Origin of the sequence: Citrobacter sp. CK206, assembly GCF_030333125.1 — a bacterium.
GTDB classification, from domain to species: domain Bacteria; phylum Pseudomonadota; class Gammaproteobacteria; order Enterobacterales; family Enterobacteriaceae; genus Citrobacter_B; species Citrobacter_B koseri.
Map to the genome: position 1 here is coordinate 72686 of NZ_JAOWGM010000020.1, position 15642 is coordinate 88327.

Consider the following 15642-nt stretch of genomic DNA (forward strand, 5'->3'; position numbering starts at 1 on the left):
CAACTATGCGACAGACACTATTTTTTATGCGATTTACTTTCGCCCTGCTGGTGGGCCTGGCAGGACTGTGGCCTGTCGTCAGTCAGGCTGACGACAGCGGAATGGACGTCAATTTTAAGGCGAAGATTCTGGCCAATACCTGCCAAGTAAGCCTGGAAAATGGCGGTAATGTCGAGTTGCCAACCGTCACGCGCAGTTGGTTTTACAATACGGACAACAGCGATCGCCTGCGGCCGGAAACGGACGCTGGCGGTACAACGTTTACCATTCAGGTTGTCAACTGCGACGTGCCGCCAGCAGGAAGCGAAGGAAGCCAGCAGCTTCATTTTCGATTTGAACCGCAATTCGGTATAAACCCCGACAACAGCCAGGTATTTATCAATAACGCGGTCAGCGATCAGGCCAGAAATGTCGGTGTGGTTGTTTTTTCCGCCACACACCACACGAACGTATTGAATAGCGATGGCAGTTCCGACGTAGCGTATGACCTTAGCGAGCAAGCGGCACCGCTCTTTCCAGCAGATTATGTGTTTTACGCCCGCTACCAGAACACGGGCGATGTCGGCAACGGACTGGTGACCAGCAATGTGGTGGTCAATGTAACCTATCAGTAAAGGGATTTATGATGAAATTACGCTATTTACTGCCGCTATTATTTTGCGTGCTCTCCATTTTCGCCAGGCAAGCGTTAGCAGACACCGCATGTCATTTTACGACACAGCAGGCCAGTATACCTGCTTTCTGGACTGCCAGAACGCTCATCGGCCCCATCGGAGGCATCGATACGCCGCTCATCATTATGAACCCTCAGTCTATGGAGGGTGATTTCCCTTTATTCCAGGGAGCGGCGCCCATCACATGCGGAGGTAGTGGGAGCAATGCCGTAACGTTGACCGGCCCTACCGACGCCAATTTGTGGGATCAATATACCACTCAGGGGTCAGATGGCCCTACCGGGCTGCTCAAAACCTCGATTCCCGGCATTGTTTACACCTATTCCGTGAGGTGTATCGGGAACTGCCACAACGGCAACAACACTAACGATCTGGATTTAAACCTACCGCTGCCCGGAGGAACGTCAACCTTCCCAAGCCATGGCGATGCCCCCTGGACGGGGCCTAGCGCAACACGCAACTGGGATATCTTCGTCACGATGTATCAGACGCCAGACTACCACCCCCGAAATGGTCAGACGGACGGGAACGCGCTGCCAGGGAAAATCGGTACTCTGCACATAGGAGATGCCGGGCAAAACGATCTCGACCTTATGATGAGTGGAGCATCGATGGCGTTTTCCGTCATGGAGCCGACCTGCCAGGGAATGGGGATAAATAATGACGAATACGATCGGGACGTGGATTTTGGCGACTTTTACCGTTCCGATTTCGAAAAAACGGGCGAGTCGGTAGAAAAGCCGTTTACGTTTAACTTATTCCGCTGCTCATTGACGACCGTTACCGTCACCCTGACCGGCAATCATGGCGCAGACAATACGATTCTCACCAACTCTTCAGGGAGCGCAGAGGGTGTGGGCGTAAAAATTCGTTCCATTATCAATAACAACACACAAACAATGAAGGTAGACGGTTCGGAGCGTGTCGGTATCACCTACAGCGGAAATCGTGAGTGGTATCATGAATCTATTGGTCTGGATTTCACCGGGCAGTTAATCAAAATCGGTACAATTAAAGCCGGCACTTTTGAAACCGTCGGTACTTTCACCCTCAGCTACGAATAACGTTCCCTGCGGCTGACTGCCTGTCAGCCGCATCATCGCCTCCACGAATTGACCGTCAGTACGCGTACAAATCATGCTTCAGCACAAAAGGCGGATTTTTTTGCTGTTGATGCCAGAGACTGGTGACATCGGGCGCGCCGAGAGAAACAATGGTGTCACGGAACGCCGCGCTGCTCATGGATTCCCGCGCGGCAAGCATTTCTTCAAGCAATGAATACGTCACACCGGCAATCACTTCGCAGCCGGAATGTTTATGGCTCATCAGCGACGCCACACGATAAGGCGCGGCGCCGGACGTGTCCGTTAAAAAGATCACCCCATCGCCGGAATCCGCCTGGTGTAATGCTTCGCACATCATACGGCTGAGCATATTGGTACTCAGGCCGCGCCAGAAGTTCACCGCCCGGCACTGCGCCAGCGGGCCATGTTTTTCTTCCAGACGATCCTGTAGCTCCTGCGCGCGATCGTCATGACAGGTAATCACCCAACCCAACATAGCCTACCTCCTTAGCAAGCAAGTAGTTTATCAGTGTGATAAATGAGTAAGGGTGATAAACGTCAAAGTCTGCCTCTCCCCCCGGCGGAGGAGAGGAAAAACATTACGTGCGCAAGCCGCGTCCGCGCTGGATTAAGTACCAGCACAGCAGGTAAAACGCCAGGATAAACACGGCCAGCACGCCGAACGTAGTGACCAGCGGTACGTCGTGAATGCCCAGGAAACCATAGCGGAAGCCGCTGATCATGTAGACAATCGGGTTCAGATGCGACAATCCTTGCCAGAACGGCGGTAGCAGCGTCAGGGAATAAAACACCCCACCCAGGTAGGTGAGCGGCGTCAGCACGAACGTCGGGATCAGGCTGATATCATCAAAGGTTTTCGCAAAGACCGAGTTCAGCAGCCCCGCCAGCGAAAACAGCACCGCCGTCAGCACCAGCGTTAACGCCACGAACACCCAGGAGTGTACCTGGAACGGCACAAAGAACAGCGAAATCACCGTAACCAGAACCCCTACGCACAGCCCGCGTGCCACGCCGCCGCCAATATATCCGACGATAATGACGTGCGTCGGGACAGGCGCCACCAGCAGTTCTTCAATGTTGCGCTGGAATTTGGCGCTAAAGAAGGATGAGGCCACATTGGCATACGCGTTGGTGATCACCGCCATCATGATTAAGCCCGGCACGATAAACTGCATATAGCTAAAACCGTGCATCTCGCCAATGCGTGAGCCAATCAGATTACCGAAGATAATAAAATAGAGCGTCATGGTGATGACCGGCGGCACCAGCGTCTGCACCCAGATACGCATAAAGCGGTTAATCTCTTTCGCCCAGATGCTTTTCAGCGCGACCCAATACAGCTGCATCATCCGCGATCTCCTTTTTTATCATGCACCAGAGAGACAAACAGTTCTTCCAGGCGGTTTGCCTTGTTACGCATACTGAGAACCTGAACGCCCTGGCTGCTCAGTTGCGAAAAGACGCTATTGATGCCCTGTTCCCGCAATACTTCGACCTCCAGCGTCGAGGTATCCACCAGACGGTACTGATAGCCTTCCAGCCTCGGCAGCGGGCTTTTCGCCGCCAGATCGAGAATAAACGTCTCGGATTTCAGCTTAGAGAGCAGATTTTTCATCGAGGTGTTTTCCACCAGCGCGCCGTGCTGAATGATACCGATGTTGCGACACAGCATTTCCGCTTCTTCAAGATAGTGCGTCGTCAGGATAATCGTGGTGCCTTTGTCGTTTAAATCCTTCAAAAAGCCCCACATTGAGCGGCGAAGTTCAATATCCACCCCTGCGGTGGGTTCATCCAGAATCAACAGTTTCGGCTCATGCATCAGCGCCCGGGCGATCATCAAACGACGCTTCATCCCGCCGGAGAGCATACGCGCGCGTTCGTTACGTTTTTCCCACAGATCGAGTTGTCTCAGGTACTTTTCGCTGCGCGCAACGGCTTCTTTACGCTCAACGCCGTAGTACCCCGCCTGATTGACGACGATCTGCTGGACGGTTTCAAACGGGTTGAAGTTAAATTCCTGCGGCACCAGGCCAAGCTGGCGTTTGGCGTTGACCACATCTTTTTCAAGGTCGTAACCAAAGACGCAGACGCGCCCGGAGGTTTTGTTAACCAGCGAGCTGATAATGCCAATGGTGGTTGATTTCCCCGCCCCGTTTGGCCCCAGAAGCGCATAAAAATCACCCGCCTCAACCTGCAAATCGATCCCACGGAGCGCCTGAACGCCGCCCGGATACGTTTTTTTAAGTTGCTGAAGTTCCAGTGCAATGGTCATGAATTTTTACTTACCTTACGTTCTTACACTTTATTTACACTCTAAATAATTCGAGTTGCAGGAAGGCGGCAACGCAGTGAATCCCCGGAAGCTTACACCAGTAAGTGACCGGGGTGAGCGAGGAAGCCAACGCACCTGCAACGTGAAGAATGACGAGTATATGGTTTAAATAATCCCGGAGTTGCCCTATATTAGCCCAACGCACTTATTTGGTTACAGGTCGTTAACCTCCATGAAAGACATAGATACACTCATCAGCAACAATGCACTATGGTCAAAAATGCTGGTGGAAGAGGATCCCGGATTTTTTGAGAAACTGGCGCAAGCGCAGAAACCGCGCTTTCTATGGATTGGATGTTCCGACAGCCGCGTTCCCGCAGAACGTTTAACCGGCCTTGAGCCGGGCGAATTATTTGTTCACCGCAATGTTGCCAACCTGGTCATTCACACCGATCTCAACTGCCTCTCCGTGGTGCAGTATGCCGTCGATGTACTGGAAGTTGAACACATTATTATTTGTGGTCACTACGGTTGTGGCGGCGTCCAGGCGGCTGTTGAAAACCCGGAACTGGGGTTAATTAACAACTGGTTGCTGCACATTCGCGATATCTGGTTCAAACATAGCTCATTACTCGGAGAAATGCCGCAGGAGCGTCGAATCGATACCCTGTGCGAGCTGAACGTGATGGAACAGGTATATAACCTGGGCCACTCAACCATCATGCAGTCCGCGTGGAAACGCGGTCAGAAAGTGACGATTCACGGCTGGGCCTACGGTATTCACGACGGCCTGCTGCGCGATCTGGAAGTCACGGCGACCAACCGTGAAACGCTGGAACAGCGCTATCGTCGGGGGGTTTCAAACCTCAGCAAAAAGCATATTAACCACAAGTAAACGTGTATTGCCGGGTGGCGGCTACGCCTTACCCGGCCTACATTTCTACGGACATAGTACCTGTAGCGCCATCCGGCACAACGTTCTTACTCGTCCAGCAGCACCACTTTACCAACATACGGCAGATGGCGATAACGCTGAGCATAGTCGATGCCGTAACCCACAACGAACTCATCCGGGATCGAGAAACCGATAAACTCAACCGGGACGTCAACCTCACGGCGAGACGGCTTATCCAGCAGCGTACAAATCGCCAGGGACTTTGGCTCACGCAGGCTCAGGATTTCCCGCACTTTCGACAGCGTATTCCCGGAATCGATAATATCTTCGACAATCAGCACATCCTTGCCACGGATATCTTCATCCAGGTCCTTGAGAATTTTCACATCGCGAGTGGTGGACATGCCGCTACCGTAGCTGGAGGCGGTCATAAAATCGACTTCATGAGACACCTGTACCTCGCGGCACAGATCCGCCATAAACATAAATGAGCCACGCAGCAGACCTACCAGCACCATGTCACTGCCGCTGTCTTTATAACGTTCAGTAATCTGACGACCCAGTTCGGCAATGCGCGCTTTGATCTCCGCTTCGGGGATCATTACTTCTACAGTATGTTTCATATCTCTAACCATATGATTTAAAAACAAATCACTTCATGCCTGCTCTTGATAAGACAGCATCGAAGCGCAAGGCACGCAGTATACCAGCAAAAGTATTTATTCGCGGCATCTGTTAATAAAGCTCATTTTGTGATGACGATCACACTTGTTAAATCCTATAATTAATTGCTACTAAAAAATTAACAAATTGAGATGGTATCTTTTTATGGCAAATAACAACGCAAAAGCGCCACGGCTTCTCGTGACGCTGACAGCCCTCTTCGCTGCACTCTGCGGGCTGTATCTGCTGATCGGCGGCGGCTGGCTGGTCGCCATAGGCGGCTCCTGGTACTACCCGATTGCGGGCATCGTCATGCTTGGCGTCGCCGGGCTATTATGGCGCAGCAAGCGTTCCGCGCTGTGGCTGTATGCCGCCCTGCTCCTCGCCACCATGATTTGGGGCGTGTGGGAAGTCGGCTTCGACTTCTGGGCGCTGACCCCGCGTAGCGACATTCTGGTCTTCTTCGGCATCTGGCTGATTTTACCGTTTGTCTGGCATCGCCTGAGCGTCCCTTCCAGCGGCGCTGTCAGCGCGCTGGTGGTTGCCCTGCTGATAAGCGGCGGCATCCTCACCTGGGCTGGCTTCAACGACCCGCAAGAGATCAACGGTACGCTAAGCGCGGACGCGGTGCCTGCCGAACCGATCTCTCCGGTAGCGGACCAGGACTGGCCTGCCTATGGCCGCAATCAGGAAGGGCAGCGCTACTCCCCGCTGAAGCAGATCACGGCTGATAACGTCCACAACCTGAAAGAGGCGTGGGTGTTCCGTACCGGCGATCTGAAGCAGCCGAACGATCCGGGTGAAATCACCAACGAAGTGACCCCGATTAAAGTCGGCGATACGCTGTATCTGTGTACCGCCCACCAGCGTCTGTTTGCGCTGGACGCGGCGAGCGGGAAAGAGAAGTGGCATTTCGACCCGCAGCTCAATACCGATCCCAGCTTCCAGCATGTTACCTGCCGTGGCGTCTCCTATCATGAAGCCACGGCCGATAACGCCTCGCCGGATGTCGTTTCAGACTGCCCGCGCCGCATTATTCTGCCGGTGAACGATGGCCGTATTTTCGCCCTCAACGCAGACAACGGCAAGCTGTGCGAATCCTTTGCCAACAACGGCATTCTGAACCTGCAAACCAATATGCCGGTCACTACGCCGGGCATGTATGAACCCACATCACCGCCGGTCGTGACCGACAAGGTGATCGTCATTGCAGGCGCCGTCACCGATAACTTCTCTACCCGCGAGCCGTCCGGGGTTATTCGCGGCTTTGACGTGAACAGCGGTAAACTGCTGTGGGCATTCGATCCCGGTGCGAAAGACCCGAACGCGATCCCGTCGGATGAGCACCACTTCACGCCAAACTCGCCAAACTCCTGGGCGCCAGCCGCGTATGACGCGAAGCTGGATCTGGTCTATCTGCCGATGGGCGTCACCACCCCGGATATCTGGGGCGGCAACCGTACGCCAGAGCAGGAGCGCTATGCCAGCTCGATCCTGGCGCTCAATGCAACGACCGGTAAACTGGCCTGGAGCTATCAGACCGTTCATCACGATCTGTGGGATATGGATATGCCGTCCCAGCCGACGCTGGCGGATATCACCGTGAAAGGGCAAACCGTTCCGGTCATCTACGCCCCGGCAAAAACCGGTAATATTTTCGTGCTGGACCGTCGCAATGGTCAGCTTGTGGTGCCTGCCCCGGAAAAACCGGTGCCGCAGGGCGCGGCCAAAGGGGATTACGTCACCAAAACGCAGCCGTTCTCTGATTTGAGCTTCCGTCCGACGAAAGACCTGACCGGTGCGGATATGTGGGGCGCCACCATGTTCGATCAACTGGTGTGCCGCGTGATGTTCCATCAGATGCGTTATGAAGGGATCTTTACCCCGCCATCAGAAAAAGGCACGCTGGTCTTCCCGGGCAACCTCGGTATGTTCGAATGGGGCGGCATTTCCGTCGATCCGAACCGTCAGGTGGCGATTGCCAACCCGATGGCGCTGCCGTTTGTCTCTAAACTGATCCCACGCGGCCCGGGTAATCCGATGGAGCCGCCGGAAGATGCCAAAGGCACCGGTTCGGAATCGGGTATTCAGCCGCAGTATGGCGTACCGTATGGCGTGACGCTGAACCCGTTCCTGTCGCCGTTTGGTCTGCCGTGTAAACAGCCTGCCTGGGGTTACATCTCCGCGCTAGATCTGAAAACCAACGAAGTTGTCTGGAAAAAACGTATTGGTACGCCGCAGGACAGCATGCCGTTCCCGATGCCGTTTAAAGTGCCGTTCAATATGGGGATGCCAATGCTGGGCGGCCCAATCTCTACCGCTGGCAACGTGCTGTTTATTGCCGCGACCGCAGATAACTACCTGCGCGCTTACAACATGAGCAATGGTGAAAAACTGTGGGAAGGCCGTCTGCCCGCAGGCGGTCAGGCAACGCCGATGACGTATGAAGTCAACGGTAAGCAGTACGTCGTGATTTCCGCCGGGGGTCACGGTTCGTTCGGGACGAAGATGGGCGACTATATTGTCGCGTACGCTCTGCCTGACGACGCGCAGTAACGTTTATGCCGGATGGCGGCTTCGCCTTATCCGGCCTACAGGATGCTCATTTTACTGTAGACCGGATAAGCGTCAGCGCCAACCGGCATGTTTATACCGTAAAACCGAGACTGTAGGCCGGATAAGCGCTAGCGCCATCCGGCATATTTATACCGTAAAGCCAAGCATCATGCCTGTATCTTCATGCTCCAGCAGATGGCAGTGCGCCATGTAAGCATGTTCTTGCGATGCCTCGTGATCAAACTTCACCAGCACCTCGCTGATCCCGCCTTCAACCCGCACCGTATCCTTCCAGCCTGCGCGATGCGCCGCCGGAGCGCTGCCGTTTTCCGACAGGATGCGGAACTGCGTACCATGAATATGGAACGGATGCAGCATCATGTCGCCTTCGCCGGAAATAACCCAACGCTCATACTGCCCTTTGGCGGCGGCAAACATCGGTGTCGTCATATCAAACGCCTGGCCGTTGATCTTATTGGCATTGTGGAAATCGAACTTCCCGCCGTGGTTCATATGCCCACCACTACCGTGATTCATATGCCCCATCATCTGCCCATGATCCATTCCCGCCATCGCCCGGTCGCCATACTTTTGCATCAGCATCTGCATACCCATCATGTCGAGCATCGGGTCCATCGACAGTTGCAGTTTTCGCTGCTTCAGGCCATCAAGAGAAGGCAATGCAGGCATCGTGGTCAGCGTATCCGGCAAAGTGCCGGAGGCCGTGACCGCCAGCGGCTGGATATGCATAACCGGGTGCGGTTTATCAAACGGCGCGATCGTCATCCCCATCTGGCTGACGGGCAACGTCATCAACTCAAACGCTTTGCCGTCGCTGATGTCGATAAGCACTTCGAAACGCTCCCCCATTAACATGGGCAGTGCGTTTACCTTCACCGGCTCCGCCAGCAGGCCGCCATCGCTGGCGATAACATACAGCGGGCGGTTGTCGCTGGTAGCGATGTTCAATGAACGCGCGTTGCAGCCATTCAGCAGGCGCAGACGCAGCCAGCCTTTTGGCGCAGCATGCTGCGGATAAATCGCCCCGTTGGTCAGCAGCGTGTCGCCAAACCACCCGACGGCGGCGGTCATCATATCCAGCTGATAATTGATTTGTCCGTCAGGAGAAAACTGTTTGTCCTGAATAATCACCGGCACATCGTCTATCCCCCACTGTTTCGGCAGGAGCAGTTTGCCAATGTCTTCATCTTCAATCAGTACCAGGCCCGCCAGTCCCATCGCCACCTGACGACCGGTTTTCCCATGCTGATGAGGGTGGAACCAGCAGGTTGCCGCACGCTGTTCAGGCGTGAAGGTGACGGAGCGCTTGCCGCCCGCCGCAATCACCCCCTGCGGGCCGCCGTCCACCTCGCCGGGGACTTCCAGCCCATGCCAGTGCAGCGTCGTCTCCTCGGCAAGCTGGTTATGAATATCCACGGTAATACGCTGACCTTTGCGCAGTTTTAGCGCCGGCCCGAGTAGCGTGCCGTTGTAACCCCAGGTCGTTGCCGTTTTACCCGCGAAGGTCGACTGTCCGGCTTTGACAATCAGCGAAATGTGATTGCGCGCGTCGGCGGTTAAAAGATCGGGAATGGGTAACGCGGGACGTTCCGCAGCAAACGCGGCGCGGCTCCACAACGGCAGTGCCGATGCGACCCCAAGCGCCACAGAATATTTTAAGAAATCACGACGTTGCATAATCACTTCCTTATTTTCAACCGGCGGGACGCAGTCTGACCTTTGAGCATAGACCCTCCCCTTACGGGAAGGTCAAGTCACAGACGCCCGTCGGATACAATAATAAATGTCGTCGCCTCGCCCGCAGTGTGCTAACGTTTAATTTCCGTGATGCAGTGGTAGAAGCAATGAAGACGTTTTTCAGAACAGTGTTGTTCGGCAGCCTGATGGCCGTATGCGCAAACAGCTATGCGCTCAGTGAATCCGAAGCCGAAGATATGGCAGATTTAACGGCGGTGTTCGTCTTTCTGAAAAATGACTGCGGCTACCAGAATCTCCCGAACGGTCAGATTCGTCGCGCACTGGTCTTTTTTGCCCAGCAAAACCAGTGGGACCTCAGCAATTACGACTCCTTCGACATGAAATCCCTCGGTGAAGACAGCTACCGCGATCTGAGCGGCATCGGTATTCCCGTCGCCAAAAAATGCAAAGCGCTGGCGCGCGATTCCCTGAGTTTGCTGGCCTACGTAAAATAACTCGCGTTATACCCAACGGATACCTTATTGCTGAAATAATGACCGTGCATCATCGGTCATTGTTAGCTATTATGTTGCGCCCATTTTTTACGGGTGTTAACAATGGAGGTATCAGCCAATGGCCGAAAATACGAAGTGGCATGAAACGCTACACGACCAGTTTGGTCAGTACTTTGCCGTGGACAACGTGCTGTATCACGAGAAAACCGATCACCAGGATCTGATTATTTTCGAGAACGCCGCGTTTGGCCGCGTAATGGCGCTGGACGGCGTGGTGCAAACCACCGAGCGCGATGAGTTTATCTATCACGAGATGATGACCCACGTTCCGCTGCTGGCACACGGCCACGCGAAACATGTGCTGATCATCGGCGGCGGCGACGGCGCAATGCTGCGTGAAGTGACACGGCATAAAAATGTCGAAACCATCACGATGGTGGAGATCGACGCAGGCGTGGTCTCTTTCTGCCGTCAGTATCTGCCGAATCACAACGCAGGCAGCTATGACGATCCGCGTTTTAATCTGGTGATCGACGATGGCGTTAACTTCGTGAATCAGACCAGCCAGACCTTTGATGTGATCATCTCCGACTGTACCGATCCGATCGGCCCCGGCGAGAGTCTGTTCACCTCAACCTTCTATGAAGGTTGCAAGCGCTGTCTGAATCCTGGCGGGATCTTTGTCGCACAGAACGGCGTCTGCTTCCTGCAACAGGATGAAGCCATTGACAGCCACCGCAAGCTCAGCCATTACTTTGGCGATGTCAGCTTCTACCAGGCAGCCATTCCGACCTACTACGGCGGCATTATGACCTTCGCGTGGGCGACGGACAATGACGCGCTGCGCCACCTGTCAACCGAGATTATTCAGGCGCGTTTCCATACCTCCGGCCTGAAATGCCGTTACTACAATCCGTCTGTTCACACGGCAGCTTTTGCCTTACCTCAGTATTTGCAAGACGCGCTCGCAACACCGTCGTCCTAAGGAGAAGATAAGAAATTGAAAAAACTGAAACTGCATGGCTTTAATAATCTGACCAAAAGTCTGAGTTTTTGTATTTACGATATCTGCTACGCCAAAACCGCAGAAGAGCGCGATGGTTACATTGCCTATATCGATGAACTCTATAACGCCAATCGCCTGACGGAAATTCTGTCAGAGACGTGCTCCATCATCGGCGCGAATATCCTGAATATCGCCCGCCAGGATTATGAACCCCAGGGCGCCAGCGTCACTATTCTGGTAAGCGAAGAGCCGGTCGACCCACAGCTTATCGACAAAACAGAGCATCCCGGCCCGCTGCCCGAGGCCGTCGTCGCCCATCTGGATAAGAGCCATATCTGCGTGCATACCTACCCGGAAAGCCACCCGGAAGGCGGATTGTGCACCTTCCGCGCCGACATTGAAGTTTCGACCTGCGGCGTGATTTCCCCGCTGAAGGCGCTGAATTACCTGATCCACCAGTTAGAGTCCGATATCGTCACCATCGACTACCGCGTGCGTGGGTTTACCCGCGACGTCAACGGCATGAAACACTTTATCGATCATGAGATTAATTCCATTCAGAACTTTATGTCCGACGACATGAAGTCGCTGTATGACATGGTGGATGTGAACGTGTATCAGGAAAATATCTTCCATACCAAGATGCTGCTTAAAGAGTTCGATCTTAAGCACTACATGTTCCACACTAAACCGGAAGATCTGACGGAAACCGAGCGCAAAGAGATTACCGCTGCGCTGTGGAAAGAGATGCGCGAGATTTACTACGGCCGCAATATCCCTGCGGTATAAGCGTAACGGCGGAGCACGGAGGCTCCACCGTATTTAGCGTTGTTGAATGAAATGACGGTAAGCCGCAACAACCTGAAGAAAGTCCTCCACGCCGCAGAGCGATAAGCTCTCTTCGTCGTAGTAGTTCATCCCCTCTTCCATTTCGTCGCCGGTAAACTCCAGTTGATTAGCGCGAACCATCACCTCTTCGCCATCCATCCAGAGCGTATATTCATGTCCCGCCCGTTGCCAGGAACGCTCACTGCCCTTTAGCGCACGCGCCGCTTGTTCCACTTCATCAAGCAAGGCCAGGTTCTCTTTCACTTCTTCGTTAAACCAGTGCCCCACCACCTCGTGGCCCATGGACATTCGCACTTTTACCACTCCGGTAATATCGCGCAGAAATTCGTAATCCATAATGTGTTCCTCTGCTCCCGGCAATGCGCCATTACCGCATTGCGCCCATGCTGTAATTATCGCAGCACAACGGAAGAAAAAAAGCGGAACGGGCGGAAGGAATAGAAATAAAAATGCCCGGTGACGCAAGGTTCACCGGGCATTGATGCGTTTTTACGCAGAACAGGTCGGAGCCGTTACACCGCGGTCTGGAAAATCACGCCGTCGGCTTTCTCGGTGTACTGGGAAAGCTGATCGAAGTTCAGATAACGGTAGGTATCCACGGCGGTTTTATCCACCTGCGCAACGTAGGTCTGGTACTCTTCCGGCGTCGGCAGTTTGCCGATCAGCGCCGCAACCGCCGCCAGTTCCGCAGAAGCCAGATAGACGTTCGCCCCGGTTCCCAGACGGTTCGGGAAGTTACGGGTTGAGGTAGAAACAACCGTCGCCCCGTCAGCCACACGCGCCTGGTTCCCCATGCACAGTGAACAGCCTGGAATTTCAATCCGCGCGCCGCTCTTACCAAAGACGCTATAGTAGCCCTCTTCGGTCAACTGCGCGGCATCCATACGGGTTGGCGGCGCCACCCACAGGCGGGTCGGCAACTGGCCTTTGTGCGCATCCAGCAGTTTACCTGCCGCACGGAAGTGACCGATGTTGGTCATACAGGAACCGATAAAGACTTCGTCAATCTTCTCGCCCTGCACATCAGACAGCAGACGCGCATCGTCAGGATCGTTCGGCGCGCAGAGGATCGGCTCTTTGATATCAGCCAGATCGATCTCGATCACCGCCGCATAATCGGCATCCGCGTCCGCTTCCAGCAACTGCGGGTCCGCCAGCCATTTTTCCATGCCCTGAATACGGCGCTCCAGGGTGCGGCGATCGCCGTAACCTTCCGCAATCATCCACTTCAGCAGAACGATGTTGGAGTTCAGGTACTCGATAATCGGCTCTTTGTTGAGCTTAATGGTACAGCCTGCCGCAGAACGCTCCGCAGAGGCATCGGTCAGCTCAAACGCCTGTTCCACTTTCAGGTCCGGCAGCCCTTCGATTTCCAGAATACGGCCAGAGAAGATGTTTTTCTTACCCTTCTTCTCAACGGTCAGCAGACCCTGTTTGATCGCGTACAGCGGGATCGCGTGTACCAGATCGCGCAGGGTGATACCCGGCTGCATTTTGCCTTTGAAGCGCACCAGCACTGATTCCGGCATATCCAGCGGCATGACGCCAGTCGCCGCCGCAAATGCCACCAGGCCAGAACCCGCCGGGAAGGAGATGCCAATCGGGAAACGGGTATGGGAGTCGCCGCCCGTACCAACGGTATCCGGCAGCAGCATACGGTTCAGCCAGGAGTGGATTACGCCATCGCCCGGACGCAGAGAGACGCCGCCACGGTTCATGATGAAATCCGGCAGCGTGTGGTGCGTAGTTACGTCAACCGGCTTCGGATACGCCGCAGTATGGCAGAAAGACTGCATCACCAGGTCAGACGAGAAGCCCAGGCACGCCAGGTCTTTCAGTTCGTCACGGGTCATTGGGCCAGTGGTATCCTGAGAGCCTACGGAGGTCATTTTCGGTTCGCAGTAAGCGCCCGGACGGATACCGGCAACGCCGCAGGCGCGGCCCACCATCTTCTGCGCCAGCGAGTAGCCGCGAGCGCTTTCCGCCACGTCTTTCGCCTGACGGAACACATCGCTGTGCGGCAGACCCAGCGCTTCACGCGCTTTGGTGGTCAGGCCGCGACCGATGATCAACGGAATACGACCGCCCGCGCGCACTTCGTCGATCAGCACGTCGGTTTTCAGTTCAAAGCTCGCCAGCAGTTCGCCGGTTTCGTGATGGCGGACTTCACCTTTGTACGGGTAAACGTCAATCACATCGCCCATGTTCAGGTTATTCACGTCCACTTCAATGGGCAGCGCGCCCGCATCTTCCATCGTGTTAAAGAAGATAGGCGCAATTTTGCCGCCAAGACACAGACCGCCGCCGCGTTTGTTCGGCACATTCGGGATGTCATCGCCCATGAACCACAACACGGAGTTGGTGGCAGATTTACGCGAAGAACCGGTGCCGACAACGTCGCCCACGTAGGCTAACGGATAGCCTTTTTGCTGCAACGCTTCGATCTGTTTGATCGGCCCCACCACGCCAGGCTGATCCGGCTCAATGCCTTCACGGGCGTTTTTCAGCATCGCCAGCGCGTGCAGCGGAATGTCCGGGCGGGACCAGGCATCTGGCGCCGGAGAGAGGTCGTCGGTGTTGGTTTCACCGGTCACTTTAAAGACGGTAACAGTGATTTTTTCAGCCAGAGCAGGACGGTTCAGGAACCATTCGGCATCGGCCCAGGACTGCATCACCTGCTTCGCATATTCGTTGCCCGCTTTGGCTTTTTCTTCTACATCGTAGAAGTTGTCGAACATCAGCAGGGTATGGGACAGCGCTTTGGCGGCAATCGGCGCCAGTTTGGCATCGTCCAGCGCGTCGATCAGTGGATGAATGTTGTAACCACCCTGCATGGTGCCCAGCAGTTCAATGGCTTTTTCTGGAGTAACCAGCGGGGAGGTGGTGTCGCCTTTCGCGACGGCAGCGAGAAAGCCCGCTTTTACATAGGCGGCTTCATCGACGCCAGGGGGAACACGGTTGATTAACAGGTCTAACAGGAATTCTTCTTCGCCCACAGGCGGGGTCTTCAGCAGCTCGACAAGTGCGGCCATTTGGGTTGCATCTAAGGGTTTGGGCACAATCCCAAGGGCGGCACGCTCAGCTACGTGCTTACGGTATTCTTCTAGCACGACGGTTCTCCTCGCTCTCATTGTCATAGTGCGGCGCTTTTGTATATGGGCGATTCTCTTCACGCTCCTGTGAGACAGCAGTTTGTAGGGTAAATGCCCGATACCGCAACGGGCAGAATAGCAGGATTTTAGTGGGGTGTTAATCTGTTTACAAAAAAGCAACATAAAAAAGTGGCTGAATCGTTACGCATGGTCTATTGCCCTTCACCTTTTCAGGAAAGAGACATTTTCCCCTGTAACGTTTGCTCACATTATTTCGAACGCTAATCATCACCTGACGGTAGCGATCCCAATATTAGTCAAAAATTAAACTCCCGCC

At 54.5% G+C, this 15642-nt stretch carries 14 protein-coding genes; 7 read left to right on the top strand and 7 right to left on the bottom strand.

Features of this window, described 5'->3' with window-relative positions; all coding sequences use genetic code 11:
* Positions 1-5: 5 nt before the first annotated feature.
* Positions 6-614: a fimbrial-like protein gene (locus tag OGX81_RS01155; protein ID WP_071257589.1), complete on the top strand. Its 609-nt coding sequence runs from the start codon at positions 6-8 to the stop codon at positions 612-614.
* A gap of 8 nt (positions 615-622) precedes the next feature.
* A complete protein-coding gene (locus OGX81_RS01160; RefSeq protein WP_077956841.1) occupies positions 623-1738 on the top strand; it encodes a fimbrial protein in 1116 nt (371 codons plus the stop codon).
* Between the two features lie 55 nt (positions 1739-1793).
* Here OGX81_RS01160 and OGX81_RS01165 read toward each other — a convergent pair whose 3' ends face one another.
* The 3 genes from OGX81_RS01165 to OGX81_RS01175 form a co-directional block, all read right to left on the bottom strand.
* Positions 1794-2234 (bottom strand): PTS sugar transporter subunit IIA, encoded by a 441-nt coding sequence (locus OGX81_RS01165; RefSeq protein ID WP_012134027.1) that lies wholly within the window; start codon positions 2232-2234, stop codon positions 1794-1796.
* Positions 2235-2337: 103 nt separating this feature from the next.
* Entirely contained in the window at positions 2338-3108 is a 771-nt protein-coding gene (locus OGX81_RS01170; RefSeq protein ID WP_012134028.1) for an ABC transporter permease, read from the bottom strand.
* Positions 3105-4031 (bottom strand): ABC transporter ATP-binding protein, encoded by a 927-nt coding sequence (locus tag OGX81_RS01175; RefSeq protein ID WP_104869070.1) that lies wholly within the window; start codon positions 4029-4031, stop codon positions 3105-3107. The genes OGX81_RS01170 and OGX81_RS01175 overlap by 4 nt, the downstream gene beginning before the upstream one ends.
* 232 nt (positions 4032-4263) lie before the next feature.
* On the opposite strand from OGX81_RS01175, the gene can reads away from it, so the two are divergent.
* Positions 4264-4926 (top strand): carbonate dehydratase, encoded by a 663-nt coding sequence (can, locus tag OGX81_RS01180; protein ID WP_012134030.1) that lies wholly within the window; start codon positions 4264-4266, stop codon positions 4924-4926.
* Between the two features lie 86 nt (positions 4927-5012).
* On the opposite strand, the gene hpt is transcribed toward can, so the two are convergent.
* Positions 5013-5549: a hypoxanthine phosphoribosyltransferase gene (hpt, locus tag OGX81_RS01185; protein ID WP_024130701.1), complete on the bottom strand. Its 537-nt coding sequence runs from the start codon at positions 5547-5549 to the stop codon at positions 5013-5015.
* A 205-nt stretch (positions 5550-5754) separates the two neighbouring features.
* On the opposite strand from hpt, the gene OGX81_RS01190 reads away from it, so the two are divergent.
* On the top strand, positions 5755-8145 hold the full coding sequence (locus OGX81_RS01190; RefSeq protein ID WP_071257587.1) for a glucose/quinate/shikimate family membrane-bound PQQ-dependent dehydrogenase: 2391 nt from the start codon (positions 5755-5757) through the stop codon (positions 8143-8145).
* A gap of 147 nt (positions 8146-8292) precedes the next feature.
* Here OGX81_RS01190 and cueO read toward each other — a convergent pair whose 3' ends face one another.
* On the bottom strand, positions 8293-9843 hold the full coding sequence (gene cueO / locus OGX81_RS01195) for a multicopper oxidase CueO (protein WP_104869071.1): 1551 nt from the start codon (positions 9841-9843) through the stop codon (positions 8293-8295).
* Between the two features lie 167 nt (positions 9844-10010).
* On the opposite strand from cueO, the gene OGX81_RS01200 reads away from it, so the two are divergent.
* The 3 genes from OGX81_RS01200 (at position 10011) to speD (ending at position 12153) form a co-directional block, all read left to right on the top strand.
* Positions 10011-10358 (top strand): YacC family pilotin-like protein, encoded by a 348-nt coding sequence (locus OGX81_RS01200; protein WP_012134034.1) that lies wholly within the window; start codon positions 10011-10013, stop codon positions 10356-10358.
* 118 nt (positions 10359-10476) lie between these two features.
* Positions 10477-11343 (top strand): polyamine aminopropyltransferase, encoded by an 867-nt coding sequence (gene speE, locus OGX81_RS01205; protein WP_012134036.1) that lies wholly within the window; start codon positions 10477-10479, stop codon positions 11341-11343.
* Positions 11344-11358: 15 nt separating this feature from the next.
* Positions 11359-12153: an adenosylmethionine decarboxylase gene (gene speD, locus OGX81_RS01210; protein ID WP_012134037.1), complete on the top strand. Its 795-nt coding sequence runs from the start codon at positions 11359-11361 to the stop codon at positions 12151-12153.
* A gap of 33 nt (positions 12154-12186) precedes the next feature.
* On the opposite strand, the gene yacL is transcribed toward speD, so the two are convergent.
* Positions 12187-12549, bottom strand: a complete 363-nt coding sequence (gene yacL / locus OGX81_RS01215; RefSeq protein ID WP_012134038.1) for a protein YacL — start codon at positions 12547-12549, stop codon at positions 12187-12189.
* Positions 12550-12725: 176 nt separating this feature from the next.
* A complete protein-coding gene (gene acnB, locus OGX81_RS01220; protein WP_047458888.1) occupies positions 12726-15323 on the bottom strand; it encodes a bifunctional aconitate hydratase 2/2-methylisocitrate dehydratase in 2598 nt (865 codons plus the stop codon).
* Positions 15324-15642: the final 319 nt, after the last annotated feature.

Bases quoted from the DNA above. Each gene is read 5' to 3' on its own strand.
- cueO (WP_104869071.1), bottom strand. From the start codon at position 9,843: ATGCAACGTCGTGATTTCTTAAAATATTCTGTGGCGCTTGGGGTCGCA.
- OGX81_RS01170 (WP_012134028.1), bottom strand. From the start codon at position 3,108: ATGATGCAGCTGTATTGGGTCGCGCTGAAAAGCATCTGGGCGAAAGAG.
- OGX81_RS01200 (WP_012134034.1), top strand. From the start codon at position 10,011: ATGAAGACGTTTTTCAGAACAGTGTTGTTCGGCAGCCTGATGGCCGTA.
- OGX81_RS01155 (WP_071257589.1), top strand. From the start codon at position 6: ATGCGACAGACACTATTTTTTATGCGATTTACTTTCGCCCTGCTGGTG.
- OGX81_RS01175 (WP_104869070.1), bottom strand. From the start codon at position 4,031: ATGACCATTGCACTGGAACTTCAGCAACTTAAAAAAACGTATCCGGGC.
- speE (WP_012134036.1), top strand. From the start codon at position 10,477: ATGGCCGAAAATACGAAGTGGCATGAAACGCTACACGACCAGTTTGGT.
- OGX81_RS01165 (WP_012134027.1), bottom strand. From the start codon at position 2,234: ATGTTGGGTTGGGTGATTACCTGTCATGACGATCGCGCGCAGGAGCTA.
- OGX81_RS01160 (WP_077956841.1), top strand. From the start codon at position 623: ATGATGAAATTACGCTATTTACTGCCGCTATTATTTTGCGTGCTCTCC.
- can (WP_012134030.1), top strand. From the start codon at position 4,264: ATGAAAGACATAGATACACTCATCAGCAACAATGCACTATGGTCAAAA.
- hpt (WP_024130701.1), bottom strand. From the start codon at position 5,549: ATGAAACATACTGTAGAAGTAATGATCCCCGAAGCGGAGATCAAAGCG.
- yacL (WP_012134038.1), bottom strand. From the start codon at position 12,549: ATGGATTACGAATTTCTGCGCGATATTACCGGAGTGGTAAAAGTGCGA.
- OGX81_RS01190 (WP_071257587.1), top strand. From the start codon at position 5,755: ATGGCAAATAACAACGCAAAAGCGCCACGGCTTCTCGTGACGCTGACA.